The following is a 26,145-nucleotide window of genomic DNA, read 5'->3' as shown; positions in this document are numbered from 1 at the left end:
TTCGGGCCCGGTCCGCTTTTCGCGCCGAGGATGTCGATGGAAAACCTTCGGCGCCGCATAATAAGGACAGGGTTATGGTTAGCATTTTTGATATTTTCAAGATAGGCATCGGTCCTTCCAGTTCGCACACCGTCGGCCCGATGAAAGCCGGGAAAATGTTTACCGATGATTTGCAGGCGCAGGGGCTGCTTTCCTCGATCGACCGCCTCGGCGCGGACGTCTATGGTTCCCTGTCATTAACCGGCCGGGGACATCATACTGATATCGCCATCATCATGGGCCTGGCCGGCAAGGCGCCCGATACGGTTGACGTGGATGCCATCCCGCAGTTTATCCAGCAAGTGCGGCAGCGTGGGCGGCTGCCCCTGGCGGACGGCCACGAAGTGGATTTTGCCGTGGCCTCGGCCATTGTGTTTCGCGATGAGAACCTGCCGTTGCATGAAAACGGCATGATGTTCAATGCCTACCGGCAAAATGCGCTGGTTTACAGCAAAACCTATTATTCCATCGGCGGCGGGTTTGTGGTCGATCGGGAAAACTTCGGCAAAAAGATCCCATCCGAGCAGGCGGTGCCGTTTCCTTTCTTTTCGGCGCAGAACCTGTTGCGCCACTGTCGCGATAATTGCCTGTCGCTCTCGGCGGTGGTGATGAAGAACGAACTGGCCCTACATACCCGGGAGGAGATCGAACACTATTTCGGCGCGGTATGGCTCACCATGCAAAACGCCATGCAGCGCGGCATGAATACCGAGGGCGTGCTGCCGGGGCCGATCCGGGTGCCGCGCCGCGCCTCCAGCCTGCACCGGCTGCTGTTTACCAATGATCGTTTCTCCAGCGATCCGATGAACGCCATGGACTGGGTCAATATGTTCGCCATGGCGGTGGCCGAGGAAAACGCCGCCGGCGGGCGGGTGGTTACCGCGCCGACCAATGGCGCCTGCGGCATTATCCCAGCGGTGCTGGCCTATTATGATCATTTTATCCAGCCGGTGACCCCGGAGGCGTACCTGCGCTATTTCCTGGCCTCCGGCGTGGTCGGCGCGCTGTATAAAATGAACGCGTCCATTTCCGGCGCCGAAGTAGGGTGCCAGGGTGAAATCGGGGTGGCCTGCTCGATGGCGGCGGCGGGGCTGGCGGAGCTGCTGGGCGGCAGTCCGGAACAGGTGTGCATCGCGGCGGAAATCGGCATGGAGCATAACCTCGGCCTGACGTGCGATCCGGTGGCGGGCCAGGTGCAGGTACCCTGTATCGAGCGTAACGCCATTGTGGCGATGAAGGCGATTAACGCCGCGCGCATGGCGGTGCGGCGCACCACGGAACCGCGCGTGTCGCTGGATAAGGTTATCGAGACCATGTATGAAACCGGCAAGGACATGAACGCCAAATACCGCGAAACATCGCGCGGCGGACTGGCGATCAAGGTTGTGTTATGTGAATAGCGCGGGGCATGAAATCAGCTGAACCCGGCGGCAAGGATGGCCGCGTCCGGGTCCGCCACGGGCATTGCGGCCTCAGGGCCGGGGAAGGCGGCGATGACCGCCGCGATAGGTGCTCCCGCCGCCGGGAGGGCCGGGTTTCACCACAGGATATTGTTTTCGGCGGCGGAGATATACCAGTCGACGGCAGAGGCATCCGCGCTTTTTTCCACCAGGGGTTTGTCCGCTTCATCCACGGTTGCGGCTTTTTTGCGGATCCGCAGCGGCGTGTTCGCTTTTTCGCCGCTGACCTGGGCGTTAAAGGCGCGCACTTCGGTGTCGAACAGCACCCCTTCCAGCTGATGCAGGCGATTGAGGCCGCGCAGAATGCAGATAAGCGTGCTGAGCGTGACCGAACCGCCCATTTCGGCGCGTTTGATGGTGGCGATGCCCAACCCGGAACGCTCCGCCAGATCAATTTGCGACAGGCGCTGCTCAATGCGCGCATCCTTAATCCGGCAGCAGAGATCGGCAATGATTTCGCTGTCGTTCATGGTACTGAACTTCATGGTTTATAACCCTGTATTTAAAGAGAGTAATATACCTTAATCATGGGCCCGGATTCGGGTGGCCGATCTCATAATCAGGCTCCAGGGGCGCGCCGGATGGCGCGGCCCCATCATCCGCGGGGCGTTATTTAATATCCAGCAAATGGCCCATTTTGGTCGCTTTGGTGTTCAGGTAGCGTTCATTTTCCGGGTTGCGCCCGACGATAAGCGGCACGCGCTCGGTAATGTTAATGCCCGCCTCCGTAAGGATTTCCACCTTTTGCGGATTGTTGGTCAGCAAACGTACCGATTCCACGCCCAGCAGTTTGAACATATCGGCGCACAGGGTGAAATCCCGCTCGTCGGCGGCAAAGCCCAACTGGTGGTTGGCCTCAACGGTATCGGCGCCTTTATCCTGGAGCGCATAGGCGCGTATTTTATTCAGTAAGCCGATGTTACGGCCTTCCTGGCGGTGATAGAGCAAAATGCCGCGGCCTTCCTCGGCAATGTGGGTTAACGCGGCCTCGAGCTGAAAGCCGCAGTCGCAGCGCAGGCTAAACAAGGCGTCGCCGGTGAGGCACTCGGAGTGCACCCGCGCCAGCACCGGTTCCACGCCGGTAATATCACCGAAAACCAATGCCAGGTGATCGTGTCCGGTCGCTAATTCCTCGAATCCCACCATCAGGAAATCGCCCCAGGGTGTCGGCAGTTTGGCTTCTGCCACACGTTTAAGCTGCATGTTGCTCTCCAAAACTTCTTTATCGTCGCTCATCTCACTCTCGATGATGCCGTCTGACCAAGCATGGTGCGGTCGAGTGCGCGAAGATTCATTAATAGTGCATTTTGCCATAAATTTACCGAAAACTGACGGTTGAAAATCCTGTTTGCTGGCAAAATAGTCATTAGATTGTCACAATTGCTTACCGACCGATCGTTCTTATTAGGAAAATTGCCGCCGCCCTGACGTTAAACTGTTCAGCGGTAAGACATTTAACGGAAAATTATCTTTATGTTTGAAATAGCGAAACGCACCGGCCTGGGCGCGGTAATACTTATGATAATACCACTTTTGGTCTGGGTCAGTGGCTGGCAGTGGCATCCCGGCAATGAGGCCGGCTGGTGGCGGGGTATGTTCTGGATAACCCAAACCGTCAGCGCGCCGTGGGGCATGGTTACCAGCGCGCTGCTGCTGGGCTGGTTTCTCTGGTGCCTGCGCTTTCGCTTAAAGCCCGCCCTCGCACTGGCCTGTATCCTGGGCGTGACGATTTTAGCGGGCCAGGGCCTGAAAACGGTTATCAAGGAGCGGGTGCAGGAGCCGCGGCCCTATGTGCTGTGGCTGGAGAACGCCTTCGCCATCGACGATCGGGCGTTTTATTCGCTCCCGCCTAAAGCGCGCGCGCAATGGGTGAAAAAGGAGCTGCAGAACGAGGAGCAGATCCCGCCGTGGCTGCGTAAGCACTGGCAGCATGATACCGGTTTTGCCTTCCCTTCCGGGCATACGATTTTCGCCGCCAGCTGGGCGCTGCTGGCGCTGGGGCTGCTGTGGCCGCGCCGGCATTTCGCCTCGGTGGCGATTATCATGATCTGGGCGGTGGCGGTCATGTGCAGCCGGCTGATCCTGGGGATGCATTGGCCGCGGGATTTGGTCATGGGAACCGTGCTGAGCTGGCTGATGATAACGCTAGCCTGCTGGCTGGTGCAGCGCTGGATTGGCCCGCTGACGCCGAAAATCGACGAGGCGCGGGATATTAAATCCCGCGCCTAGCCGGCTGCCGCCCCAGCGGCGCGTTCTCGCAAACGCACCCTTGCCGGGAAAAACATAAGCCTCATCGCATGCCGTCCCGTGCCGGCCAGCCTGGCGCGCCACGAGGTCGCGGGCGGGCGGGGGAACCACGCCCGATTCGACCCCAGCGGCATGTTTTCATTTCCCCGCATCCGATGTAATCATCTTGTTGCTTTTTGTGACAGCACTCGCTATTCCCAACAATCGTAATGGACATTATCGCGGGGACTTGCCACACTCCAGTTGAATATAAAATCAAAAGTGAATATATATTCACGTGTATTCATCCAGGAGAACAACAATGAACACCTTCCTACTGAAACCCTGCGTTGCCGCCGTCCTCTTGTCATTATCCATGGCGTCCTTCGCCGCGGATAAAGGCCTGATTGCCATCATTACCCCGTCCCATGATAACCCGTTCTTCAAGGCGGAAGCCGATGCCGCCTCGGCCAAGGCCACCGAGCTGGGATATACCACGCTGGTGGCGTCCCATGACGATGACGTCAGCAAGCAGAACCAGCTGATTGAAACCGCCATCGCCCGTAAGGCCAAGGCAATCGTGCTGGATAACGCCGGGTCCGACGCCACTATCGGGCCGTTGAAAAAGGCCAAGGCGGCCGGTATTCCCGCCTTCCTGATCGATCGTGAAATCAATGCCACCGGCGTGGCGGTGGCGCAGATCGTGTCCAATAACTACCAGGGCGCGCAGCTGGGCGCGGAGAAGTTCGTCAAGCTGATGAACGGCAAAGGCAAGTATGTGGAACTGCTGGGCAAGGAATCCGATACCAATGCCCACGTGCGTTCGCAGGGCTACCACGATGTGATTGACGAATATACCGGGCTGAAGATGGTGGCGCAGCAAACCGCCAACTGGAGCCAGACCGAGGCTTTCAGCCGGATGGAATCCATTTTGCAGGCCAATCCGGATATTACCGGCGTGATCTCCGGCAACGATACCATGGCATTGGGCGCCGAAGCCGCGCTGAAGGCCGCCGGGCGCAAGGACGTGATCCTGGTGGGTTTTGACGGCAGCGATTATGTACGCGACTCGATAATCGCCAAGGGCAATATCAAGGCCACGGTGCTGCAGCCGGCCGCGGCGCAGGCCGAAATGGCGGTGGAACAGGCGGATGTGTACCTGAAGACCGGCAAAGCCGGTAAAGAAGAGAAGCAACTGATGGATTGCGTGCTGATCGACGAGACCAACGCCAAAAACCTGAAGACCTTTAGCCTGAAAAACTAATCACCTGTGGCAAGGGGCCGGACGGCCCCTTGATTGGGAGACGACATGCAGCTCAACGCATTACGCAAGACGGGAATAGGATGTGTGATCCTGCTGCTGCTGACGGCCTGTGACGTGGTCGGTTTGGACAGTAACGGCAAACCTGTTATCCCCGCCGATCCGTCGGCCGGGCCGGATTATTCCAACCAGACGCCGGCGCAAATCGCGCAGGCCTTCTGGGCGCCGAAGGTGCTGCCGGCCGCGCACGCCCAGGCACTTGACTGGACGGCGCTCAAGCAGGCCCAGGGGCAGGTGAAGGGCGTCGACGGCAAGAGCGTCTATACCCGGTTCAGCGGCAAGGTGACCGCGGTGGATGCCGACGGCCTGGAACGCAAGCTGACGCTTAGCGTTAACAACGAGCCGGTTACCCTGCAGTTGGGACCGATTATCAGGGGCAACGCCGTGCGCGATGCCGCCGGTTTTCTTCGTTTTGAGGATTTTAAAAACCAGGTGCAGTTTGCCCAGGTGGCCAAGGCGCTCAATAAGCAGGCGTTAAGCGGCCTGCCGGCGGTGGATGGCGGCTGGGTCGGGCAGCAGGTGGACGTGCTGGCGGCGGTGACACTGCGCGCGGACAGTATTGATGACGCCGTGGCGCTGGAGCTTAAACGGGGGACGGCACAATGAGCGAGACACCGGACATTATCCTGCGCGCCAAGGGCATCACCATGCTTTATCCCGGCACGCTGGCGCTGGATAACGTGGACTACAACGTCTATCGCGGCAAGGTGAATGTGATTATCGGCGAAAACGGCGCCGGTAAATCAACCCTGATGAACGTACTGGCCGGCGTGCAGCAGCCTACCTCCGGCCAGATGCTGCTTAACGGCGAGCCGGTAAGCTTCGGTAATACCCGGGACGCGGCGGCCAAGGGGATCGGCATGGTGCATCAGGAGCTGAACCTCTCGGAAAACCTGAACGTGGCGGAGAATATTTTTCTCGGACGCGAGCATCAGAAGGGATTATGGCCTATCGATCAGGCCGGGCAGGAGCGCATTGCCGCCGAGCTGATGAATCGGCTGGATCAACCTATCTCGCCGCGCGAACTGGTGGCCAACCTGAAGGTCGGCCAGCAGCAAATGGTGGAGATTGCCAAGGCGCTGGCGGAACAGGCGGATATTCTGATCCTTGACGAACCCACTTCGGCGTTAAGCAAAACCGAAGTCAACGTGCTGTTCCGGGTGATCCGCGAGCTGACGCGCCAGGGAGTGACGATTATCTATATCTCCCACCGCCTGGAAGAGCTGATGACCATCGGCGATTACATCACCATTCTGCGCGACGGGCGTTTCCAGGCCGAGGCGCGGGTCAGCGAAATCGACGTGCCCTGGATCGTGCGGGAAATGCTGGGAGGTGACCCTGTCACAACATTTCTCAAGCCGGGCCGCACTTTTGGCCTGCCGGTGTTGCAGGTCGATCATATTACCAGCGTTAACGATGCCGGGCATCCCGTGGTCAACGACGTGTCCTTTAGCGTGCGCGCCGGCGAAATCGTCGGCATTTACGGTCTGATGGGCGCCGGCCGCACCGAGCTGTTTGAATGCCTGCTCGGCACGGAAAAAAACTATCTGGGCAAAATCTGGCTGGGGGATTTGCCGGTGTCGACGCGTATGCCCACCGCCAACCGTATCAAGCTCGGCATGAGCCTGGTGCCGGAAGATCGCAAAAAAACCGGCATTTTCCCGGCATCGAGCGTCGCGGTCAACCTGACCATTGCCAGCCTGTGGCGCCGCTTGCAGCACGGTTTCAGCATCATGCGCCAGCAGGAGCAGCAGGCGGTGGCCACCACCATCGGCAATCTGTCGATCAAGGTCTCGTCGCCGGATGTGGAGATCCAGGCGCTGAGCGGCGGCAATCAGCAAAAGGTGGTGATCGGACGCTCGCTTTTGACCAACCCGAAACTGCTGCTGCTGGACGAACCCACCCGCGGCATCGACGTGGGCGCCAAGGCGGATGTGTTCGAGATGATGGTGGCGTTGTCGGAGAAGGGCATCGGCATTTTGTTCTCCACCTCGGATTTGAAAGAAATCATGGCGGTCTCCGACCGTATTCTGGTGATGTCGAACGGTAAATTGACGGCCAATGTCGAGCGTCAATCGGCCCAGGAATCGGCATTGGTCTCGGCGAGTGCAAAAGGGTTTTGATATGAAAGCAACCAACACCGCGACATTAGCGCCCCTGACGGGCACCCGGCGTTTTCGCTCGCGCGAAAATATGCTGCTGCTGCTGCTTAAATTGCGCACTTTTATCGCGTTATTCCTGATCCTGGGGTTTTTTACCACCACGGTGCCCGGATTTCTCGAGACCGGCAGCATCATCATCATGATGAAACACATCTCGATTAACGCCTTTTTGGCGCTCGGCATCACGTTTGTCATCATCACCGCCGGCATCGATCTGTCCATCGGCGCCACCCTCGGCCTGTGCGGCATGTTCGCCGGCTGGATGCTGACCCAGGGCATCGTATTGCCGATGTTCGGCATCGCCATATTTCCCAGCGTCTGGGTGATCGTCCCGGCGGTACTGCTCCTGGGGGGCCTTATCGGCGCCATTAACGGCTGGATTATCACCCGCTATAACGTCGCGCCCTTTATCTGCACCCTGGGCACCATGTACATCGTGCGCGGCGCGGCGATGCTGCTCTCCAACGGCGAAACCTTTCCGGGACTTGACGGCAACCCGCGCCTGGGCAACACCGGATTTGATCTTATCGGCGCGGGAACGCTGTTCGGCGTGCCCTACAGCATCTGGATGATGTTTGTGCTGGCGCTGGCGATTGCCTATATCGCCCGCCGCCTGCCGTTCGGCCGCCATGTGTACGCCATCGGCGATAACGAGCGCGCCGCCGAGCTGTCCGGCATCAAGGTCAAGCAGGTCAAGGTCTGGGTGTACACCATCTCGGGGCTGTGCGCCGCCGTGGCGGGGATCGTGGTGTCCTCGCAGCTGGTGGCCAGCCATCCCGCCACCGGCACCGCGTTTGAAATGAACGCCATCGCGGCGGTGGTCCTGGGCGGCACATCCCTGGCCGGCGGGCGCGGCACCATCGTGGGCACCCTGATCGGCGCCTTTGTCATCGGCATCCTGGCGGACGGGCTGGTGATGATGGGCGTCAGTGAATTCTGGCAAATGGTCATCAAGGGCATGGTCATTATCGTGGCGGTGATTATCGATCAGATGCAAAACCGCATGCAGCGCAAGGCGGCCATTGTCTCGCAAAAAATCATTAAAGAGGGCGCGCCTGAATAACGCTACGCTCGCATCGCGGCGGGTATCGTTTTTTTTGGCTTATCCGAATAAATATTCTTTTATGCGTAAAAATTCGCTTCAAGCGAAAGAGAGGTAACGTGATGAACCCCTATTCATTATCAGTCGATGAACTGGTCAAGAAGGCGCGTCAGATTCGCCGCCGCATCGTAGCGTTGAACGCCGGAAGCCCGGCCGGCGGCCATACCGGCGCCGACCTCTCCGAGGTGGAAATCCTGACGGCGCTTTATTTCCGCGTGCTGAACTGCGCGCCCGACAGGCTAGACGATCCCGCGCGGGATATCTATATCCAGTCAAAGGGCCACGGCGTCGGCGGTTATTACTGCACGTTGGCCGAAGCCGGCTATTTCCCCATCGATTGGCTGCCGACCTATCAGCATGCCAATTCCCATTTGCCCGGCCACCCGGTGCGCCATAAGACGCCCGGCATCGAACTCAATACCGGCGCGCTCGGCCACGGCCTGCCGGTGGCCGTGGGCATCGCCCTGGCGGCCAAACGCGACCATAGCGCCAGGAAAGTGTTCGCGCTGACCGGCGACGGCGAACTGGCCGAGGGCAGCAACTGGGAAGCGGCGCTGGTGGCCGCCCATTACGGCCTGGATAACCTGGTCATTATCAACGATAAAAACAAACTGCAGCTGGCGGGCCTGACGTGCTCGATCATGAATACCGATCCCCTGGCCGACAAGTGGCTGGCCTTCGGCCTGAACGTGACCGAATGCGCCGGCAACGATATGCAATCAGTCGTGGATACGCTGGAAAACCTGCCGGCCAACGGCAAGCCTAACGTGGTGATCGCCAATACCGAAAAGGGCGCGGGTATCTCTTTTACGCAGGGACGGGCCGAATGGCATCACCGCGTATTCAAAGGGGATGAAATCACTCAGGCGTTGGAGGAATTAAAAGATGAGTAATGCAGAACATTTGGCAAGCGTGATGGTGGAGCAGCTAATCAAGGCGGTAGACAATGGCATGGACGTGGTGCCGGTGCTGGCGGATTCCACCTCCACGGCCAAGATCGGCCCGTTTATCGCGCGGTTCCCGGATCGCATCGTCAACGTCGGCATCGCCGAGCAAACCATGGTGGGCACCGCGGTGGGGCTGTCCATCGGCGGCAAGATTGCCGTGACCTGCAACGCCGCGCCGTTCCTGATTTCCCGCGCCAACGAGCAGGTCAAAATCGATGTCTGTTATAACAACTGCAACGTCAAGCTGTTCGGGCTTAACGCCGGCGCCAGCTATGGGCCGCTGGCCAGCACCCATCATAGTATCGATGATATCGCGGTGCTGCGCGGTTTCGGCAATATCCAGATCTTTGCGCCGTCGTCCCCTGAGGAATGCCGCCAGATTATCGATTATGCCCTGTCTTACGTCGGGCCGGTCTATATCCGTCTTGACGGCAAAGCGCTGCCCGCGCTGCACGATGCCGGTTACCGTTTTAAACCGGGACAAATCGACATGCTGCAACACGGCGGCGACGTGGCGCTGGTGGCCATGGGCTCGACGGTGCACGAGGCGGTGGAGGCCGCCGGTCTGCTGGCGGAGCAGGGCATTTCTGCCGCGGTCGTCAACGTATCCTCTATTCGCCCGTGCGATACTCGCCAACTCCTGGCGCTGTTAAAAGAGAGTCAACGGGTGATTACGCTTGAAGAGCACAATATCAACGGCGGCCTCGGCAGCCTGGTGGCAGAGGTGCTGGCCGAGGCGGGCTGCGCCATTCCGCTGGTGCGCCTGGGCATTGGCGACGGCGAGTACGCCATCGCGGCGGACCGGGCGGCGATGCGCGCCCATCACGGTTTTGACGCCGCGGGCGTGGTGCGCACCGCCCTGCGCGTGTGCCGGGGGGCCTGACGATGACGACGCCCATCATCCTCGCCATTGACGAGGGCACCACCAACGCCAAGGCGATTGCCGTCGATCGCGCGGGGGCGATCCTCGCTAAGGCGGCGGTTCCCCTGGTTCTTTACCATCCCCGGCCGGGCTGGGCCGAACAGGATCCCATGGCCATCTGGCAGGCGGTCTGCCAGGCGGTGGCCGCTTGCCTGGCGCAGGTCCCCGACGCGCTGGTAAGCGCGGTGGCCGTCAGCAATCAGCGCGAGTCGGTGATGATTTGGGAGCGGGCCTCCGGCGAGCCCCTGACGCCGGTCGTCAGCTGGCAGTGCCGGCGCTCGCAGGATTTTTGCCGCGAGCTGGCCGCAAGCGAACACGCATCGCTGATTTACCAGCTCACCGGGTTGCCCATCGACCCGCTGTTCCCCGCCGCGAAAATACGCGGCATGCTGGCCGCGCTGCCGCAAGGCGTGGAACGCGCCGCCCGCGGAGAACTGTGCGTTGGCACGGTGGATGCCTGGCTGAACTGGCAACTGACCGGCGGCCTGGCGTTCAGCACTGATTACGCCAACGCTTCCCGCACCCAATTATTCAATATCCACGAGCGCCGCTGGGATGAAAGGCTGCTGGCGATTTTTTCGATACCCGCCGCCTGCCTGCCGGCGGTTAAACCTTCGGCGGCGGTGCACGGCCATACCCGCGCCGGACAGGTACCCGGACTGGCGCAAGGCATTCCCGTCGCCGCCCTGATCGGCGATTCCCACGCCGCGCTCTATGGCCAGGGCGGCAACCAGGCCGGCGACGTCAAGGCCACCTATGGCACCGGCTCATCCCTGATGCTGGCGGTGGACGCCGTCGGCGCCGGTGGGGAAGGGTTAAGCGCCACCGTGGCCTGGCATGACGGCGAAATCCGGTATGCGCTCGAAGGCAATATTACCCACACCGGCGCCGGGCTTTCCTGGGTGGCGCAACTGCTCGGCGTGACGTCGCTGACGCGGCTGTCCGAGATGGCCTTAAGCCCGGCGGGCAACCAGGGCGTGTTTTTTGTCCCGGCGCTGTCCGGCCTGGGCGCGCCCTACTGGGACAGCCGGGCGCGCGGCCTGATCTGCGGGCTGACCGATGCCGCCACGCCGGACGTCCTGGCGCGGGCCGGGCTGGAATCCATCGCCTATCAGGTCGCCGATGTGTTTTTTGCCATGGAACGGGCCGCCGGAAGACGGCTGCCGGCCTTGCGGGTGGACGGCGGCGCCACGCAAAACCGCTGGCTGATGCAGTTCCAGGCCGATTTATTGCAGCGCCGGCTGATCCGCAATCTGAACGCCGAGGTATCGGCGCTGGGCGCCGCCTACCTGGCGGGCAGGACGCTGGGCTGGTGGCCTGATAACCAACATATCGCGGCGTTGCCCCGAGAAGTGGAATACATCGAACCGCGCGCCGAGACCGCGGAGATGCGCGAGAACTATATCCTCTGGCAAACGGCCGTCGCGCGCGCCCGTTATCAGCCGGACTAACCCTATCTGGAGTAAAGCAATGTCGACAAAAATAATTGAAAATCTGACCCTGGCCGTGATCGTCGGCAATCGGGGATTTTTTCCCAGCTATCTGGTGACGGAGGCGCGTCGCGACGCGGCGGCGGTATTCGAGCGCTTGGGCATCAATATCGTCTGGCTGGACGAAACCCAAAGCAAACTGGGCGGGGTGGAAACCTGGCAGGACGCCAAGGCCTGCGCGCAGCTGTTTCGCCAGCGACGCGACGACATTCACGGCGTGGTGGTGCTGTTGCCCAACTTCGGCGACGAAAAAGCGGTGGCGGACGCGATTCGCCTGTCGGGGCTGACCGTGCCGGTGCTGATCCAGGCCGAGCAGGACAGTCTGGATAAAATGGGGCTGGCAACCCGGCGCGACAGTTTCTGCGGCAAGATTTCGCTGTGCAACAATCTGCGCCAGTGCGGCATTCCGTTTACCCTGACCCAACGCCATGTTTGTACCGTGGCGGGCGACGCGTTTGCCCAGGACCTGCGTCAGTTTACCCAGCTTTGCCGGCTGGTACACGCCATGAAAGGCGTGCGTATCGGCGCCATCGGCGCGCGTCCCGCCGCCTTCAACACCGTGCGCTACAGTGAAAAATTGCTGGAGCGCATGAACGTCTCGGTGGAAACGCTGGATTTATCCGAAATTTTTACCCGCGTCGGCAACCTGGCCGATAACGACCTGCGGGTGGGAGAAAAGCTGGCGCTGTTAAAAGACAACGCGGATACCGGGGCCATTCCCCCGGAAAAACTGCATACCATGGCGAAGCTGTTCGTGGTGATAAGCGAATGGGTGCAGGCGAATGATATCGACACCACCGCCATCCAGTGCTGGACGTCGTTGCAGGAAAATCTCGGCATCAACGTGTGCTCCATCATGAGCGTCATGTCGGGGCAGTTGATGCCCAGCGCCTGCGAAGTGGACGTGATGGGGGCGCTGTCGATGTACGCGCTGGCCAGCTGTTCGCTGTCGCCCGCCTCCATCGCCGACTGGAATAATAACTTCGGCGATGAGCAGGACAAATGCGTGCTGTTCCACTGCGGCAACTTCCCCAGTGAAAGCCTGGAAAACCCGGCCATGGGCACGGCGGACATTATCGGCACCACCGTCGGCTGCGAAAATACCTGCGGCGCGGTGCATGGGCGCATGAAGGCCGGCCCCTTGACCTATTTCCGTCTGTCGTCGGATGATTTTACCGGTAAGGTCCGGGCTTACGTCGGTGAAGGCTCGGTGGTGAACGATCCGCTTGATACCGTCGGCTGTCGCGCGGTGGTACAAATTCCGGCCATGGAACCGTTGCTGCGCCATATTTGCGAGCAGGGCTTCGAGCACCATGTGGCCATGAACCATTCGGCCACCGCGGCGGTGCTGCATGAAGCCTTTACCAAGTATTTGGGCATAGAGTGTTACTGGCATGCCAGACCCTAACTCACCACCGGCTGGGCAGGGAGGCCCGGCGATGGCCGGACGTTAGGAAAGGGTAATAAAATAATCAGAATTCACGACCTCGATCGTGTTCCGGGGCGCCCTGATACCGAACTTCATAATATAACTGCGGCACAATTTCATCACCGCAGGGTCATTAATGATGTTCATCAGAGGGTTTCTTTTATTGTCTGCTTTGCTGTTGTGTATACAGGTGCAAGCAGCCCCGGGCTTTCGTCAGCTACCGTTGTCGGACCAGAAGGGGGACGCGCTGAATGTGGCGGTGTGGTATCCGGTTTCTTCCGCGGGAATAACGGAATCGGCCGGGGATAATCCCGCTTTCATCGGCGTTGCCGTCATCCGCGATGCGCCGCCCGCGCCAGGCGCACACCCTCTCCTGGTTATTTCACACGGTTACAATGGCAACTGGCGGAATTTGTCCTGGATTGCCGCGGCCATGGCGGCGCAGGGATATATTGTCGCCGCCCCGGATCATCCGGGGACCACCACCTTTAATCAGAATCCTGCAGACGCTAAACAGCTGTGGCGGCGTCCGCGCGATCTTAGTGCGGTTATCGACCTAGTCATTCACTCTCCCGGACTGTTCGGGACAACGGACAAAGACCGGATTGCCGCGTTGGGGCATTCCCTGGGAGGATGGACCGTCATGTCGCTGGCGGGGGCACGCTTTGACCCTGCCCGGTTTTTGCACGACTGCCGGCAACACCCACAACGGGGCGACTGCCGGTTAACGGACAAGCTGGGCATCGATGAAGCGCTGTCGCAGGAAAAATTATCTGCAGATCACCGGGATGCAAGAATCAGAGCCGTCGTGTCTCTCGATCTCGGCTTGGCCCCCGGGTTTACCCCCCACAGTCTGCATGATATTAGCCTGCCTGTCCTGATCCTCGCGGCCCGGATGGACCAGCTGGCGGCGTTGCCAGCCGAAGAGGAATCAGGGTACCTTGCCGCCGCAATGCGTCCGCAATGGAGACAATTCGACATCATTGATGGGGCTACCCATTTCAGTTTTATGTCGTTGTGCAAGCCCGGCGCTGAAACGCTTATCAATGAAGAATCCCCTGGCGATGGCATCGTCTGCCGGGACGGTAGCGGAGCAAGCAGGTCTGGTATTCATCAGGCGCTGGTGGGTAAGATCAGTGCATTTCTCAATGCGTCGCTTGATTATCATGCGCCCGCTGGCGAAACACCGTAGGAGACACGCCGGAAACCCGCTGAAATTCGCGGTTAAAATTAGATTTAGTCATAAATCCTGACTCCAGCATGATATCCGTAACGGGCATCGGGGTGCTTAGCAGCAGTTCCTTTGCCCGTTCAACCCTGAAACCGTTGATCCACTGCGATACGTTGCACTGACTTATCGCATTTACCGCACCTGAAAGCTGCCGCGCGGGCACCCCTGTTTTCCTGGCCAGAAGACTGAGTGTGAGATCGGGATTGAGGTAGATTTGCGATTCACGCACCTGTTTCTCCAGCAGGCGATATAGTCCCGCCAGTTCTCCCGCGGGTAACACGGCGCGTGCAGGTGGCGTTGCTTCCCGGGCAGCCGATCCGGATAGCGCCGCCGTACTTCTTGCACTGACAATGGCAGCCCCGATAAGCGGCAGCAGCATGACCTGAAAAATAACAACCATAACAGGAGCCTGTTTGCCGCCGGTGATGCTGAAGTCAAATGACACCGCAAGATCTGTCAGCGCGGATAAGCACAGGAAGCAGCCGGCGAAAAAAGCCATCCTTGTGGTATGCGATGACTCGCCCAGTCGGCTCAGCGTGAAGTTATGCTCTCCCTGCCATGCCATACGCAACAAGCTGCATCCGTAGCCGGCAAATAGCATAAACAAGATAAAATCTGTCGCAGCCGGCCAGAATATCCTGATAAAAAAGGCGAGGGTTGCAGGGACGAACAGCAGTAGCCAATGACGTTGCCTGTTGATTTCAGTCATTGAGATGAAGCTGTGCCAGGCGACAGGCGGCAAAAGCAGCGCCAGCCCCGACTGGATATTCCTCAGCATGGCGGAATGATATTCCCAGCGCAGCGTACTTACAGACAGGAGGACTATGCAGGCAACCAGGAAACGTAGCGTACCGCCGTGGCGTTGTTTTTTAGGAAACAGCGCCAGTGCCAGTAAGAAAAGCAGCGCGGATACAGTAATAACGGGAAAGGGAACAGAAAGCATGGCAGCGGCACCACAACAGAAAGTTACCGGGAATATTTACACACATCGGGCCACGGGGCAATGACGCGCCCGCGGGCTATACCAGCTGTTCCGCCACCAGGCGATCCGTTATCAGCACATCAATATACCGTCCTTCCAGCGCGCCCTTAATCGCGGCGACCTTTTCCTGTCCGCCGGCCAGCGCCACCACCCGCGAGCATTGCCGCACCTGCGGCAGCGGCATGCCGATGACAGGATCCTCGTCGTCCTCGAGCACCGCCTCGCCCCGGGCGTTGAAATAATGCAGGCAGATATCGCCCACCGCGCCGCGCTCCGCCAGCAGGCGCAGCATCTTTTCGTGATAGTAGTTGCCGGAATTCATCAACAGCTGCGACGGCTCCAGGGCGCCGATGCCGACCAGCGCCACGTCCACCTCGCCGAACTTGGCCACCACATCCGCCACCTCGCTACTGTTGACCAGCCGCATACGGTCCTCCACCGAGCGCTCGATACTTTGCGCCGGCAAAAGATAGGCCTTGCAGTTGAGCTGATCGGCCAACAGCTGGGTGAGCAGGGTGGCCTGAACGTTGCCGTTGGGGCCGACACCGCCCAGCAGTTGGATAACGCCGCTCGCCTTGACCGCCAGAGGATGAAGGTTGTCCACCATTTCCCGCAGCGTGCTGCTCCACGACGAAATGCCCACCAGGTCGTCCGGCCGGATGCTGGTCTGCATATAATGCGCCGCGGCGGAACCGATGGCCTGCTTGATTTGCTGCGCCCCGGCGTTATCGGGCACATCCACCACGATGGCCTGGTCGATGCCGTAGCGCTGCTGGATGGCCGACTCCAGGCCCATAAACATATTCGGCGGTTGCACCACGCTGATTTTCACCACGCCGTCCTTGATGCAGCGGGTGATGGCGCGGGAAACGAAGGATTGCGACAAATGCAGGGCGGCGGCGATATCCGCCTGTTTTTTATTTTCCGTGTAATATAACGTCGCAATTTTAACCAATAAACGCTGTTCGTCTTGTCTGGACATGCGGCGTTCTCCAACGGGTCCCTTTCATGCTTACATTTTTATGCATAACTGAATAAATAACAAGCTGTGCATGATCTTGCGGTTGGGTTTTCTGCCGGCGGCACCTATAGTTTTAAGACCGGCTTCATGAATCGGGCAGGCGCAGACGGTTTCCAGGAAGGTCGGCAACAGATAATGCCGTTATGTTGTCTACAGCATTTCCTTCGTAACGCGGGAAATGCTAATTTATACCATCTTGGCGCCGGTTTATGGACGCGGCCCATCCGAATAACGTGGTTTGCGGGAAAAAATGTGAAATATGCTCTGATATTTTTGCTGGTTCTGGTGATTTTTATTATTTCTTTCACCTTTGGAGCCCATAACGATCAGGTGGTGACCTTTAATTATTTACTGGCCCAGGGGCAATACCGGGTATCTACGTTGCTGACGGTCCTGTTTGCGATGGGATTTATCCTCGGCTGGGTGATCTGCGGCCTGTTTTATCTGCGCGTGCGTCTGGCCTTGTTGCGCGCCGATCGCAAAATCAAGCGTCTGGAGCAGCGGCCGGCGGCCGGCGCCGACATCGCCACGACCGTACCCACAGCCGCGAAGGAATAACCGGTTATGCTAGAGCTGCTGTTTCTGTTGTTGCCCGTGGCGGCCGCATACGGCTGGTACATGGGGCGCAGGAGCGCGCAGCAGGATAAACAACAGGATGCCAACCGCCTGTCGCGCGAATATGTCGCCGGGGTCAATTTCCTGCTGTCCAACCAGCAGGATAAGGCGGTGGACCTGTTCCTGGATATGCTCAAGGAAGACAGTAACGCCGTGGAGGCCCATCTGACGCTGGGCAACCTGTTCCGCTCGCGCGGCGAAGTGGATCGCGCCATCCGCATTCACCAGGCGTTGATGGAAAGCACCGCCCTGAGTTTTGAACAGCGCCTGCTGGCCATCCAGCAACTGGGCCGGGATTACATGGCGGCGGGTTTTTACGATCGCGCCGAGGAAATGTTCAACCAGCTTATCGAGGAAGAGGACTTCCGCACCGGCGCCTTGCAGCAATTATTGCAAATTTACCAAGCCACCAGCGAATGGACCAAAGCCATAGAAACGGCCGAAAAGCTGGTCAAGCTGGGTAAGGATCACCGGCGCATCGAAGTTGCCCATTTTTATTGCGAACTGGCCCTGCAGGCCATGGGCAGCGACGATCTGGACAAAGCCATGGCGTTGCTGAAAAAAGGCGCGGCGGCCGATAAGAACTGTGCGCGGGTGTCCATCATGATGGCGCGTATTTTCATGGCGCGGGAGGATTACCCGGCGGCGGTGGCCGTATTGCAACGGGTGCTGGATCAGGATAAAGAGATGGTCAGCGAAACCCTGCCGATCCTCCAGACCTGCTACCAGCATCTGGATCAGCCGCAGGCCTGGGCCGATTACCTGCGGCGCTGCGTCGAGCTCAATACCGGCGCGGCGGCGGAACTGCTGCTGGCCGACGTCATTGAGCAAAACGATGGCACCGAGGTCACCCAGATCTATATCAACCAACAGCTGCGCCAGCACCCCACCATGCGCATGTTCCACCGCTTGATGGATTTCCATCTTAACGAGGCGGAAGATGGCCGGGCCAAGGAGAGCCTGCAGGTGCTGCGCGATATGGTCGGCGAGCAAATCCGCACCAAACCCCGCTATCGCTGCATAAAATGCGGTTTTACCTCCCACAGCCTTTACTGGCATTGCCCTTCCTGTAAATCCTGGGCCTCCATCAAGCCGATTCGCGGCCTCGACGAGCAATAAGCCGGCCTTGACGGCTAGGCATTTGTCCCGGCGGCAGGTAACATATCGCCATAAATCAAGGCTGCCCCGCTAAGGCATTACATTATTAAAGGTTCTCGTCATGACAAGCGATCTTATATCAACCCCCTCGCCGGTGATCGTCGCCCTGGATTATGCCGACCGCGGGCAGGCGCTCTCCTTTGCCGACCAGGTTTCCCCCCGCGAGTGCCGCCTGAAAATCGGCAAGGAAATGTTTACCCGGTTTGGCCCCGAGCTGGTGCGCGAACTGCGGCGCCGGGGATTTGATGTTTTTCTCGACCTGAAATTCCATGACATCCCCAATACCGTGGCCAAGGCAGTGGCGGCGGCGGCGGAGCTCGGCGTGTGGATGGTAAATGTCCATGCCTGCGGCGGCGAGCGTATGATGAGCGCGGCCAAAGCGGCGCTTGCGCCCTATGGCGACCAGGCGCCGCTGCTTATCGCCGTCACCGTGCTGACCAGCATGGCCGATGCGGATCTGGCCGGCCTGGGCATTCCTTATACCGCTGCCGACTATGCCGGCCGCCTGGCCGAGCTGACGCAACGCTGCCATCTGGACGGCGTGGTCTGTTCGGCCATGGAGGCGGCGGCGTTTAAAGCCCGTTTCGGCCGCGATTTTCGCCTGGTGACGCCGGGCATACGCCCGCAGGGCAGCGACGCCTCCGATCAGCGGCGCATCATGACGCCACTGCAGGCCCGGCGCGCCGGGGTGGATTATATGGTCATCGGCCGCCCCATAACCCAAGCCGCCGATCCGGCCGCCGCGCTGCAGGCCATTTTACGCCAATTGCAAACGGGAGAAGCCTGATGGACGACAACAGCCGGTTGGTTTATTCCACCGACCGCGGGCGCATCGACGACCCGCCACAGACCGCTCCGCGCCCCGCCGGGGACGGTATCGTACGTATCCAGCGCCAGACCAGCGGCAGGAAAGGCAAGGGCGTTTGCCTGATCACCGGGCTTGCGGGGGACGATAACGCCCTGGCCCTGCTTGCCGCCGAGCTGAAGAAAAAATGCGGCTGCGGCGGCGCGGTTAAACAAGGGGTTATCGAAATCCAGGGCGATAAGCGGGAGTTGTTAAAACAATTGCTGGAAGCGAAGGGACTGAAGGTAAAACTGGCCGGAGGCTAGCATCGGCGGATGACGGTGATGCGCGGCGGCATGTGATGCCGGCGGGTGGCGAGGGGCACGCCAAGCACGCGCGCCTGACTACGGCGGTCATACCGGCGCCGACGGCGCCGGGAACGCGTCCCTCAATGGGGGATGAAGCTTTACCCGTCCGTGAGGGTATTAATGAACCTGATGGCCGATAATACCGCCGACCGCGGCGCCGCCTACCGTGCCCAGTCCGCTGCCATTGGTGAGCACCGCGCCGCCCAGGGCGCCGGCGCCCGCGCCGATGGCGGTGTTACGGTCACGTTTTGACCAGTTTGAGCAGGAACTTAGCGACAAGGCGAGGGTGACCGCTAATACTGCGGCGGCAATACGTTTTGTTGAATTATTCGTCATCGTCAACTTCTCCATAGGTGTCAATAATAAGTATTTATTATAGTACCGACTCGGTTGTTTAGCTTGTATTGCTATAAATAAAGTCATTCGCTATGACGGGGCCGAAAGCGGACCGGTCAGGGCACGCTAAAACGGGGCAATAGCAGAAGACAACCGGATCTTCAGCCGTTTTGACCATACCGGTGGCGTCCGGCTGCCGGGACAATGTCCTCATGGCGTTTCTGAGGACAACACAATGCTTAACGAATTAAAAGAACAGGTTCTGGCGGCCAATCTGGCTTTGCCGCGCCATCATCTGGTGACCTTCACCTGGGGCAATGTCAGCGCGGTCGATCGCGGGCAGGGGCTAATGGTGATCAAACCCTCCGGCGTCGGTTATGAAGCCATGACCCGCGACGATATGGTGGTGGTGGAGCTGGAGACCGGGCGCGTGGTCGAAGGCGGCAAAAAGCCGTCATCGGACACCGATACCCACCGGGTGCTTTATCTTGAGTTCGCCGGCATCGGCGGCATTGTCCATACCCACTCCCGCCATGCCACCATCTGGGCCCAGTCCGGCCTGGATATCCCCGCCTGGGGCACCACCCATGCGGATTATTTTTATGGCGCCATCCCCTGCACCCGTTTGATGACGGATGCGGAAATCCAGGGACGTTATGAATGGGAAACCGGCCGCGTGATTGTCGAAACGTTTAAAACGCGCGCCATCGAACCCACCGCCATCCCGGCCGTGCTGGTCAACTCCCACGGTCCGTTCGCCTGGGGCAAAGATGCTGATACGGCGGTGCATAACGCCGTGGTGTTGGAGGAGGTGGCCTATATGGGTATATTCTCGCGTCAGTTGACGCCGCAACTGCCGGCCATGCAGCCGGAATTACTGGATAAGCATTATCTGCGTAAACATGGCAAGAATGCCTATTACGGTCAATAGCCCTGCTTTACGACACCCGCTTAGTCCCTGGTGATTAATTAACCATTGGCGGAGTGGGTGTTATCATTATTGTATTTAAATTAATTAATATAATAATTATTGTTTTATATACGTATATAATCCGCATTATTTTTCACTTCGGCTAAATATTCTCCTCAGGCTTTTTGTCAAGCGCCATGCTTTCCCCTCCCTGGTGTTATTGATGCGCAGCGCCGCGCCGTTGTCTACACTTAGCCCGGGAAACCCGCGCCACCAGGCGCAACGCCTTGCCGCGCCGACTGGCAGATAGTTATCTTTACCAGAACGATGGCGGAAACGTGATCTTCATCTCATTTTGAAACCTTATATCCATTCAATTAAAATGATCTTCTTTTAAAAAAGAAACATTGTTTCATTTTATGCTCCAGATCACTGTATTACAGGATGTAACCGGTTACTTTAACGCTCAACTGACCCCGTCAATGAATGGGGCATGGCCACGGAACGGCGCCCTACGACTCATGGGAATACTTCGAACTTAGGTGGAATCACGATGCAAATCAAACGTGCAATTGACAAAATCCCTGGTGGTATGATGCTCGTGCCGTTATTTATCGGCGCGTTATGTCATACTTTTGCCCCGGACGCGGGTAAATATTTCGGATCATTTACCAACGGCCTGATCTCCGGCACCGTGCCTATTCTGGCGGTGTGGTTTTTCTGCATGGGAGCGTCAATTAAACTCAGCGCCACCGGCACCGTTTTGCGTAAATCCGGTACGCTGGTGGTAACCAAAATCGCCGTTGCCTGGGTGGTCGCCGCGGTAGCGTCACGTTTACTGCCGGCCAACGGCGTGGAAATCGGCTTCTTTGCCGGCTTATCCACCCTGGCGCTGGTCGCCTCCATGGATATGACCAATGGCGGGCTGTACGCCTCCATAATGCAGCAATACGGCACTAAGGAAGAGTCGGGGGCATTTGTCCTGATGTCGCTGGAATCCGGCCCGTTGATGACCATGATTATTTTGGGCACCGCCGGTATCGCTTCTTTCGAGCCGCATGTGTTCGTCGGCGCGGTGCTGCCGTTCCTGATTGGGTTTGCCCTGGGCAACCTGGACCCGGAGCTGCGGGATTTCTTCAGCAAAGCGGTGCAGACGCTGATCCCGTTCTTCGCCTTCGCACTCGGCAATACCATTAACCTGAACGTCATCGCGCAAACCGGCCTGCTGGGCGTGCTGCTGGGCGTTTCGGTTATCATCATCACCGGTATTCCGCTGATCCTGGCCGATAAGTTTATCGGTGGCGGCGACGGTACCGCGGGTATTGCCGCCTCCAGTTCCGCCGGGGCCGCGGTGGCCACGCCGGTGCTGATTGCCGAAATGGTGCCGGCCTTTAAGCCGATGGCGCCGGCGGCAACCGCGCTGGTGGCCACCTCGGTGATTGTTACCTCAATACTCGTGCCGATTATCACCGCGCTGTATTCCAAACGCGTGAGAAAAGGCCATGTCAGCCTGATGGATGAAGAACTGGCCGCGCAGGCCGCGCTGAAATCCAATGCCGCCGAAAGATAACGCTGACGATGAGCAGTAGCAAATAAAAATCCCCGCAGGTGAAGTAAACCCCGAAAGTTGGACACCCAACGAGTAGGGGTTTTTGCTTATGGGGCAAAATAAAATGCCGGAGATACGACAACGTTTTTTCCGGTGTTAGCCGTATACAGGCGCAGGCGAGTCGCCCACATTCCGTTTAGCCGGGTGGTGCGAGTGTCGGTTTGAGAATAAAACCCAGGTACTTAAATCCACCTTGTTTATATTATATTGAAATATTCGTGATGGATTTTGTTATTATCTGCCGGATTTTAAATCTACTGCGCAAGTATAGTAAGAGTAACATTATTTATTACCTGCATTCTTTTATCATAAACAGAAAGCCGATTTTTAATGGACTTTTTTCTTTTTATTTTTTTATGGATAAAAAAGTTGATTACCTTATCATATATCTCCAATGAATTATTTCCATTACGGCATGAAAGCACTGATTTTGGCGAGAAGGGCGATTATTATCAGGCACTGAACCTGTGGAAAAGTGAAGCCCGGAACGGCTTTGGGGAACGTCGCGATATAGCGGCTGACATAATAAAAAACTGCATCGAGACGGGCAGCGTGACGTTGAATTTAAGCGGTCTTAACTTAACCAGTCTGCCGGTTTTACCACCGCATATCGAAGAGCTCAATGTTGGTAATAATGTACTGAAAACATTGCCTTCTTTTCCAGATACATTGAAAATACTTAAAGCCAGCCATAACAGGCTTATGACGTTTCCCGCAATTGCGTCGGGATCATCATTGGAAGAGTTATATTTAGCGGATAACTTCATTAAAATAAAACCACAATCCGCAGGTTCGCTGCAACATCTTGACCTTAGTAACAATCCACTCTGTTTTGTTATCCCAAAAATTATCCATCATATTTGGTTGGGTGACGCACCTCTTCCTTATGAAGCGATGATAAATCTTGTACGAAATGTAGACTTAAATCCTGATTATGTCATTAAGCTATGGGTTGATAATCCTAAGCGCACGCACTCGGAACTGATGACCGTCGGATTAACATCAGCGATCTTTGCTCGTGTTGAGATTTTGAGGTACTCGGCACCCTATGAACTTGAAGCTATAATTTTAAGAGAATGCGCGGATACCCCCTATAAGAATTACGCAGCGGCGTCTGATGTTTTGCGCTTGTCCGTACTCAGGGATTTTGGCGGTATCTATATGGATGTTGACATTGCTTTGAGCGAATCTTTGGGCGACATATTAATTGATAATCAGTTTGGGCAACCTGCGGTAGATTCACTCTTCAAATATGATAGTGTGACTACGTCTGATGACGATTTTAAGGTGGGTGTAATCAACGGTGTTATTGCTGCCCTTAAAGACGCCAAGGATATCAATTTTCTCTTGGAAGCAATAAAAGCTGTTTACACAGGCAAAGAGTTTACATTGGGACCTAATAAAACAAAATTCATGGATTTTTTTAAGCATTTTTGGAGTGGTTATTCTGGCGACAACAGTCTAACCGCACAAATAAAAGTTAGGGAAATTTTACGTACGCAAGAAAAATTGAATGGATCAGCCAAGTTAGAAGCATTAAATCTGTTAGATGAAACAGAGAAAAATAAACGACTGGAAGCATTGAGTAATTATAATAGAAATTTATTCAGCGATGATGCCGATTTTGCGAATATCACATGGGGCCTTAAGCGGGAACGAGCGCTGGTGAGATATACAGGTACTTTAATTTTTACGGGACCCCTATTACTTTTCTTATATCTGAACAATGAAAAACCGGGTGATCTTATACCTGCTAATTTACAGCAAGACCCCAAAAATGGTTTTCACAGTGTTAGGAAATTCATTAAGACTGATATTTTTGGGAAAATAGAGGACCCGTTTGGTAAATGGATTGCAGATGAAAATGGTAAGGGTGGCCGCGTGGAACATCCTATGGGTAGATGGACGCAAAAAAATAACGACACGGGTGACTGGATCGCTCCCGCCATGCATGGCTGGATCACTGACATCTGACGGCAAATACTGCCCGTCCCATCTGTTTATCAAACCAACCGGGGAGGCGTAAGCCTCCCTGAATTATTACGCCATCAAACCGGGCGGGCTATCACCGAACGGGTTTCCTGGCGCACTTCCGCCACGGTCACCTCAATGGTGTCTCCCTGGCGGTAGCGCTCCTCGCCCTTCACCTGCACGGTGCCGGTTTCCTGGCTGCACACCAGTTCATCGCGCACGCTGTGGATAAAGGGCGCCGGGATAAACGCCACCGCGCCGTTCTCAATAAGCCGCACGCGCATGCCGCCGCGCGAGACATCGATGATTTCAGCGCTATAGCGGGTATCGCTGCCGGCTTTACCCGCCAGGTAACGGGCATAGAGCCAGTCGCCCACATCACGTTCCGCCATGCGGTTTAGGCGGCGGCGTTCGGACATCTGCACGGTAATCTCTTCCGACGGCCGCACGGCGCTGCCCTGGCTTATCAACGCCTTTAGCAGGCGGTGGTTGATCATATCGCCGTATTTACGGATAGGCGACGTCCAGGTGGCATAGGCGTCCAGACCCAGGCCGAAATGCGGGCCGGGTTCGGTGCTGATTTCCGCGTAGGTCTGGAAACGGCGCACGCGGCTGTCAAGGTAGGAGGTCGGCATGGCGTCCAGCCGGCGGCGCAGGGCGCAAAAGCCCGGCAGCGTCAGCAGGGTGGCGGCGTCGGCCTCGACATCATTGGCGGCGAGGATCGCCACCGCCTGATCCACCAGGGTCTCGTCAAAGCCGTTATGCACGTTGTACACGCCATACCCCAGGCCGTCGCGCAGCACGCGCGCGGCGCAGACGTTGGCGGCGATCATCGCTTCCTCGACCATGCGGTTGGCGATGCGCCGCGGTTCAATCTGTATGGACAATACGTCGCCTTTACCATCAAGGATAAAACGATAATCGGGACGATCCTTGAAGACCAGTGCATGAGCCTGACGCCAGGCGGCGCGGGCCAGACAGGCGCGCTGCAGCAACCGAATCTGTCCGGCGATGGCCGGATTGCCGGGCTGCCATGCGCTGTTGCCTTCCGCTTCCAGCCAGTCGGAGACATCGTCATAGGCCAGCTTGGCCTTGGATTCGATCCAGGCGGCAAAAAAGTGCGGTTCGTCGCCAAGCGAGCCATCGCCGTTAATGACCACGCGGCAGGCCAGCGCGGGACGGCGTTCGTTGGGACGCAGCGAACAGACATTATCGGACAGATCGCGCGGCAGCATCGGGATATTGAATCCCGGCAGATAATTGGTGAACGCGCGTTCCCGGGCAATCAGGTCAAGCTTGCTATCGGCCTTGACATAGGCCGTCGGATCGGCGATGGCGATAGTCATCACCAGCGCGTCGCCTTCGCCCGCCTCGACGTACAGCGCGTCATCCATATCTTCGGTGCTGGCGCTGTCGATGGTGATAAAATCCAGCGCGGTTAAATCTTCGCGCGGCAGGTTGTCGTCGTCCAGCACCAGCCCTGCGGGCATCGGCGGCGCCTCGCGCTCCAGGTTATGCCGGGCGAGGGTGACCCACCAGGGGGCGAAATGGTCGTCGCCGACGGTCACCAGTTGGGTGATCTCGGCATAAAATTGCCGGTCGCCCTTAAGCGGGTGGCGGCGCATTTCCGCCACCGCCCAATCGCCGGTCTGGAACGCATGCTCCACGCCGCGCACCGGTCGGCAGGGGATGACTTCACGGATCAGCGGATGGTTCGGCACGATGGACAGGCGGTCGTCCTTGAGCTGTACGCGGCCGACAAAGCGCGACAGGAACGGCTCCACCAGTTCTTCCGGCTCGACAATTTCCCGGTCTTTTTCAGAGCGCACAGTGGCGGTGATCCGATCGCCGTGCATGACTTTTTTCATGAACGGCGGCGGAATGAAATAGCTTTTTTGAGCATCGACTTCAAGGAAGCCAAACCCTTTCTCAGTGCCTTTGACCACGCCTTCGACACGCGGCGTCTGAGAGTGAAGTTGCTGTTTTAGCTGTGCGAGCAGCGGGTTATCTTGAAACATAATGTCCAGAAATAAGAAGGTAAAAAGGCTTCAATAACGGCAGA

At 57.8% G+C, this 26,145-nt stretch carries 24 protein-coding genes; 18 read left to right on the top strand and 6 right to left on the bottom strand.

Annotation, left to right across the window (positions count from 1 at the left end):
* Positions 1 to 74: 74 nt before the first annotated feature.
* Positions 75 to 1,439, top strand: coding sequence for an L-serine ammonia-lyase (locus ACL2XN_RS06090; protein WP_410015216.1), 1,365 nt, complete (start codon positions 75 to 77; stop codon positions 1,437 to 1,439).
* A gap of 137 nt (positions 1,440 to 1,576) precedes the next feature.
* Here the strand turns inward: ACL2XN_RS06090 and ACL2XN_RS06085 are convergent, their stop codons facing one another.
* Positions 1,577 to 1,984 carry a helix-turn-helix domain-containing protein gene (locus ACL2XN_RS06085; RefSeq protein ID WP_410015215.1) on the bottom strand — a complete coding sequence of 136 codons (408 nt, stop codon included), beginning with the start codon at positions 1,982 to 1,984 and terminating at the stop codon, positions 1,577 to 1,579.
* Between the two features lie 124 nt (positions 1,985 to 2,108).
* Positions 2,109 to 2,702, bottom strand: coding sequence for a GTP cyclohydrolase II (gene ribA, locus ACL2XN_RS06080; RefSeq protein WP_410015214.1), 594 nt, complete (start codon positions 2,700 to 2,702; stop codon positions 2,109 to 2,111).
* A 270-nt stretch (positions 2,703 to 2,972) separates the two neighbouring features.
* On the opposite strand from ribA, the gene pgpB reads away from it, so the two are divergent.
* The 10 genes from pgpB (at position 2,973) to ACL2XN_RS06030 (ending at position 14,290) form a co-directional block, all read left to right on the top strand.
* Entirely contained in the window at positions 2,973 to 3,728 is a 756-nt protein-coding gene (gene pgpB, locus ACL2XN_RS06075) for a phosphatidylglycerophosphatase B (protein ID WP_410015213.1), read from the top strand.
* Between the two features lie 319 nt (positions 3,729 to 4,047).
* Positions 4,048 to 4,989, top strand: a complete 942-nt coding sequence (locus ACL2XN_RS06070) for a D-ribose ABC transporter substrate-binding protein (RefSeq protein ID WP_410015212.1) — start codon at positions 4,048 to 4,050, stop codon at positions 4,987 to 4,989.
* Between the two features lie 45 nt (positions 4,990 to 5,034).
* The gene (locus tag ACL2XN_RS06065) at positions 5,035 to 5,652 is read left to right on the top strand and encodes a DUF2291 family protein (RefSeq protein ID WP_410015211.1); all 618 of its coding nucleotides are present in this window, start codon (positions 5,035 to 5,037) and stop codon (positions 5,650 to 5,652) included.
* The gene (locus ACL2XN_RS06060) at positions 5,649 to 7,169 is read left to right on the top strand and encodes a sugar ABC transporter ATP-binding protein (RefSeq protein WP_413722793.1); all 1,521 of its coding nucleotides are present in this window, start codon (positions 5,649 to 5,651) and stop codon (positions 7,167 to 7,169) included. The genes ACL2XN_RS06065 and ACL2XN_RS06060 overlap by 4 nt, the downstream gene beginning before the upstream one ends.
* Before the next feature lies 1 nt (position 7,170).
* Entirely contained in the window at positions 7,171 to 8,271 is a 1,101-nt protein-coding gene (locus ACL2XN_RS06055; protein WP_410015209.1) for an ABC transporter permease, read from the top strand.
* 101 nt (positions 8,272 to 8,372) lie between these two features.
* On the top strand, positions 8,373 to 9,203 hold the full coding sequence (locus ACL2XN_RS06050) for a transketolase (RefSeq protein WP_410015208.1): 831 nt from the start codon (positions 8,373 to 8,375) through the stop codon (positions 9,201 to 9,203).
* Positions 9,196 to 10,140, top strand: a complete 945-nt coding sequence (locus tag ACL2XN_RS06045; protein WP_410015207.1) for a transketolase family protein — start codon at positions 9,196 to 9,198, stop codon at positions 10,138 to 10,140. Before ACL2XN_RS06050 ends, ACL2XN_RS06045 begins: the two co-directional genes overlap by 8 nt.
* Positions 10,141 to 10,142: 2 nt before the next feature.
* Entirely contained in the window at positions 10,143 to 11,630 is a 1,488-nt protein-coding gene (locus tag ACL2XN_RS06040) for an FGGY family carbohydrate kinase (RefSeq protein WP_410015206.1), read from the top strand.
* 19 nt (positions 11,631 to 11,649) lie between these two features.
* A complete protein-coding gene (locus tag ACL2XN_RS06035) occupies positions 11,650 to 13,077 on the top strand; it encodes an L-fucose/L-arabinose isomerase family protein (RefSeq protein WP_410015205.1) in 1,428 nt (475 codons plus the stop codon).
* 157 nt (positions 13,078 to 13,234) lie between these two features.
* Positions 13,235 to 14,290: an alpha/beta hydrolase family protein gene (locus ACL2XN_RS06030; RefSeq protein ID WP_413730479.1), complete on the top strand. Its 1,056-nt coding sequence runs from the start codon at positions 13,235 to 13,237 to the stop codon at positions 14,288 to 14,290.
* Here the strand turns inward: ACL2XN_RS06030 and ACL2XN_RS06025 are convergent.
* Complete coding sequence (locus ACL2XN_RS06025) at positions 14,244 to 15,272, bottom strand: helix-turn-helix domain-containing protein (protein ID WP_413722796.1); 1,029 nt, start codon at positions 15,270 to 15,272, stop codon at positions 14,244 to 14,246. The two genes, ACL2XN_RS06030 and ACL2XN_RS06025, sit on opposite strands and share 47 nt — an antisense overlap.
* A gap of 76 nt (positions 15,273 to 15,348) precedes the next feature.
* A complete protein-coding gene (locus tag ACL2XN_RS06020; protein ID WP_410015203.1) occupies positions 15,349 to 16,293 on the bottom strand; it encodes a sugar-binding transcriptional regulator in 945 nt (314 codons plus the stop codon).
* Between the two features lie 291 nt (positions 16,294 to 16,584).
* On the opposite strand from ACL2XN_RS06020, the gene ACL2XN_RS06015 reads away from it, so the two are divergent.
* From ACL2XN_RS06015 to yciH, 4 genes are all read left to right on the top strand, one after another.
* On the top strand, positions 16,585 to 16,890 hold the full coding sequence (locus tag ACL2XN_RS06015; RefSeq protein ID WP_410015202.1) for a LapA family protein: 306 nt from the start codon (positions 16,585 to 16,587) through the stop codon (positions 16,888 to 16,890).
* 6 nt (positions 16,891 to 16,896) lie between these two features.
* Complete coding sequence (lapB, locus tag ACL2XN_RS06010; protein ID WP_410015201.1) at positions 16,897 to 18,066, top strand: lipopolysaccharide assembly protein LapB; 1,170 nt, start codon at positions 16,897 to 16,899, stop codon at positions 18,064 to 18,066.
* A 100-nt stretch (positions 18,067 to 18,166) separates the two neighbouring features.
* Positions 18,167 to 18,892: an orotidine-5'-phosphate decarboxylase gene (gene pyrF, locus ACL2XN_RS06005; RefSeq protein ID WP_413730477.1), complete on the top strand. Its 726-nt coding sequence runs from the start codon at positions 18,167 to 18,169 to the stop codon at positions 18,890 to 18,892.
* Positions 18,889 to 19,215, top strand: coding sequence for a stress response translation initiation inhibitor YciH (gene yciH, locus ACL2XN_RS06000; protein WP_410016553.1), 327 nt, complete (start codon positions 18,889 to 18,891; stop codon positions 19,213 to 19,215). Before pyrF ends, yciH begins: the two co-directional genes overlap by 4 nt.
* A 159-nt stretch (positions 19,216 to 19,374) precedes the next feature.
* Here yciH and osmB read toward each other — a convergent pair whose 3' ends face one another.
* Positions 19,375 to 19,593: an osmotically-inducible lipoprotein OsmB gene (osmB, locus tag ACL2XN_RS05995; protein ID WP_410015199.1), complete on the bottom strand. Its 219-nt coding sequence runs from the start codon at positions 19,591 to 19,593 to the stop codon at positions 19,375 to 19,377.
* Between the two features lie 235 nt (positions 19,594 to 19,828).
* Between osmB and araD the strand changes: the two genes are divergently transcribed.
* The 3 genes from araD to ACL2XN_RS05980 all read left to right on the top strand — a co-directional run bounded on the left by araD (position 19,829) and on the right by ACL2XN_RS05980 (position 24,086).
* Complete coding sequence (araD, locus tag ACL2XN_RS05990) at positions 19,829 to 20,524, top strand: L-ribulose-5-phosphate 4-epimerase (RefSeq protein ID WP_413730476.1); 696 nt, start codon at positions 19,829 to 19,831, stop codon at positions 20,522 to 20,524.
* A 532-nt stretch (positions 20,525 to 21,056) separates the two neighbouring features.
* Entirely contained in the window at positions 21,057 to 22,073 is a 1,017-nt protein-coding gene (gene kdgT / locus ACL2XN_RS05985) for a 2-keto-3-deoxygluconate transporter (protein WP_410015197.1), read from the top strand.
* Positions 22,074 to 22,481: 408 nt separating this feature from the next.
* Complete coding sequence (locus ACL2XN_RS05980; RefSeq protein ID WP_413730475.1) at positions 22,482 to 24,086, top strand: TcdA/TcdB catalytic glycosyltransferase domain-containing protein; 1,605 nt, start codon at positions 22,482 to 22,484, stop codon at positions 24,084 to 24,086.
* Positions 24,087 to 24,160: 74 nt separating this feature from the next.
* On the opposite strand, the gene ACL2XN_RS05975 is transcribed toward ACL2XN_RS05980, so the two are convergent.
* Positions 24,161 to 26,101, bottom strand: a complete 1,941-nt coding sequence (locus ACL2XN_RS05975; protein ID WP_413730474.1) for an exoribonuclease II — start codon at positions 26,099 to 26,101, stop codon at positions 24,161 to 24,163.
* Between the last annotated feature and the right edge of the window lie 44 nt (positions 26,102 to 26,145).

This window comes from Sodalis sp. RH22, from assembly GCF_047324165.1.
GTDB lineage: Bacteria > Pseudomonadota > Gammaproteobacteria > Enterobacterales > Enterobacteriaceae > Acerihabitans.
The sequence above is the reverse complement of the archived record's forward strand: the minus strand, read 5'-3'. Positions and strand labels throughout refer to the sequence as shown.

Coding starts and splice junctions, on each gene's coding strand:
- ACL2XN_RS06090 (WP_410015216.1), top strand. CDS start 75: ATGGTTAGCATTTTTGATATTTTCAAGATAGGCATCGGTCCTTCCAGT.
- ACL2XN_RS06085 (WP_410015215.1), bottom strand. CDS start 1,984: ATGAAGTTCAGTACCATGAACGACAGCGAAATCATTGCCGATCTCTGC.
- ribA (WP_410015214.1), bottom strand. CDS start 2,702: ATGCAGCTTAAACGTGTGGCAGAAGCCAAACTGCCGACACCCTGGGGC.
- pgpB (WP_410015213.1), top strand. CDS start 2,973: ATGTTTGAAATAGCGAAACGCACCGGCCTGGGCGCGGTAATACTTATG.
- ACL2XN_RS06070 (WP_410015212.1), top strand. CDS start 4,048: ATGAACACCTTCCTACTGAAACCCTGCGTTGCCGCCGTCCTCTTGTCA.
- ACL2XN_RS06065 (WP_410015211.1), top strand. CDS start 5,035: ATGCAGCTCAACGCATTACGCAAGACGGGAATAGGATGTGTGATCCTG.
- ACL2XN_RS06060 (WP_413722793.1), top strand. CDS start 5,649: ATGAGCGAGACACCGGACATTATCCTGCGCGCCAAGGGCATCACCATG.
- ACL2XN_RS06055 (WP_410015209.1), top strand. CDS start 7,171: ATGAAAGCAACCAACACCGCGACATTAGCGCCCCTGACGGGCACCCGG.
- ACL2XN_RS06050 (WP_410015208.1), top strand. CDS start 8,373: ATGAACCCCTATTCATTATCAGTCGATGAACTGGTCAAGAAGGCGCGT.
- ACL2XN_RS06045 (WP_410015207.1), top strand. CDS start 9,196: ATGAGTAATGCAGAACATTTGGCAAGCGTGATGGTGGAGCAGCTAATC.
- ACL2XN_RS06040 (WP_410015206.1), top strand. CDS start 10,143: ATGACGACGCCCATCATCCTCGCCATTGACGAGGGCACCACCAACGCC.
- ACL2XN_RS06035 (WP_410015205.1), top strand. CDS start 11,650: ATGTCGACAAAAATAATTGAAAATCTGACCCTGGCCGTGATCGTCGGC.
- ACL2XN_RS06030 (WP_413730479.1), top strand. CDS start 13,235: ATGATGTTCATCAGAGGGTTTCTTTTATTGTCTGCTTTGCTGTTGTGT.
- ACL2XN_RS06025 (WP_413722796.1), bottom strand. CDS start 15,272: ATGCTTTCTGTTCCCTTTCCCGTTATTACTGTATCCGCGCTGCTTTTC.
- ACL2XN_RS06020 (WP_410015203.1), bottom strand. CDS start 16,293: ATGTCCAGACAAGACGAACAGCGTTTATTGGTTAAAATTGCGACGTTA.
- lapB (WP_410015201.1), top strand. CDS start 16,897: ATGCTAGAGCTGCTGTTTCTGTTGTTGCCCGTGGCGGCCGCATACGGC.
- pyrF (WP_413730477.1), top strand. CDS start 18,167: ATGACAAGCGATCTTATATCAACCCCCTCGCCGGTGATCGTCGCCCTG.
- osmB (WP_410015199.1), bottom strand. CDS start 19,593: ATGACGAATAATTCAACAAAACGTATTGCCGCCGCAGTATTAGCGGTC.
- araD (WP_413730476.1), top strand. CDS start 19,829: ATGCTTAACGAATTAAAAGAACAGGTTCTGGCGGCCAATCTGGCTTTG.
- kdgT (WP_410015197.1), top strand. CDS start 21,057: ATGCAAATCAAACGTGCAATTGACAAAATCCCTGGTGGTATGATGCTC.
- ACL2XN_RS05975 (WP_413730474.1), bottom strand. CDS start 26,101: ATGTTTCAAGATAACCCGCTGCTCGCACAGCTAAAACAGCAACTTCAC.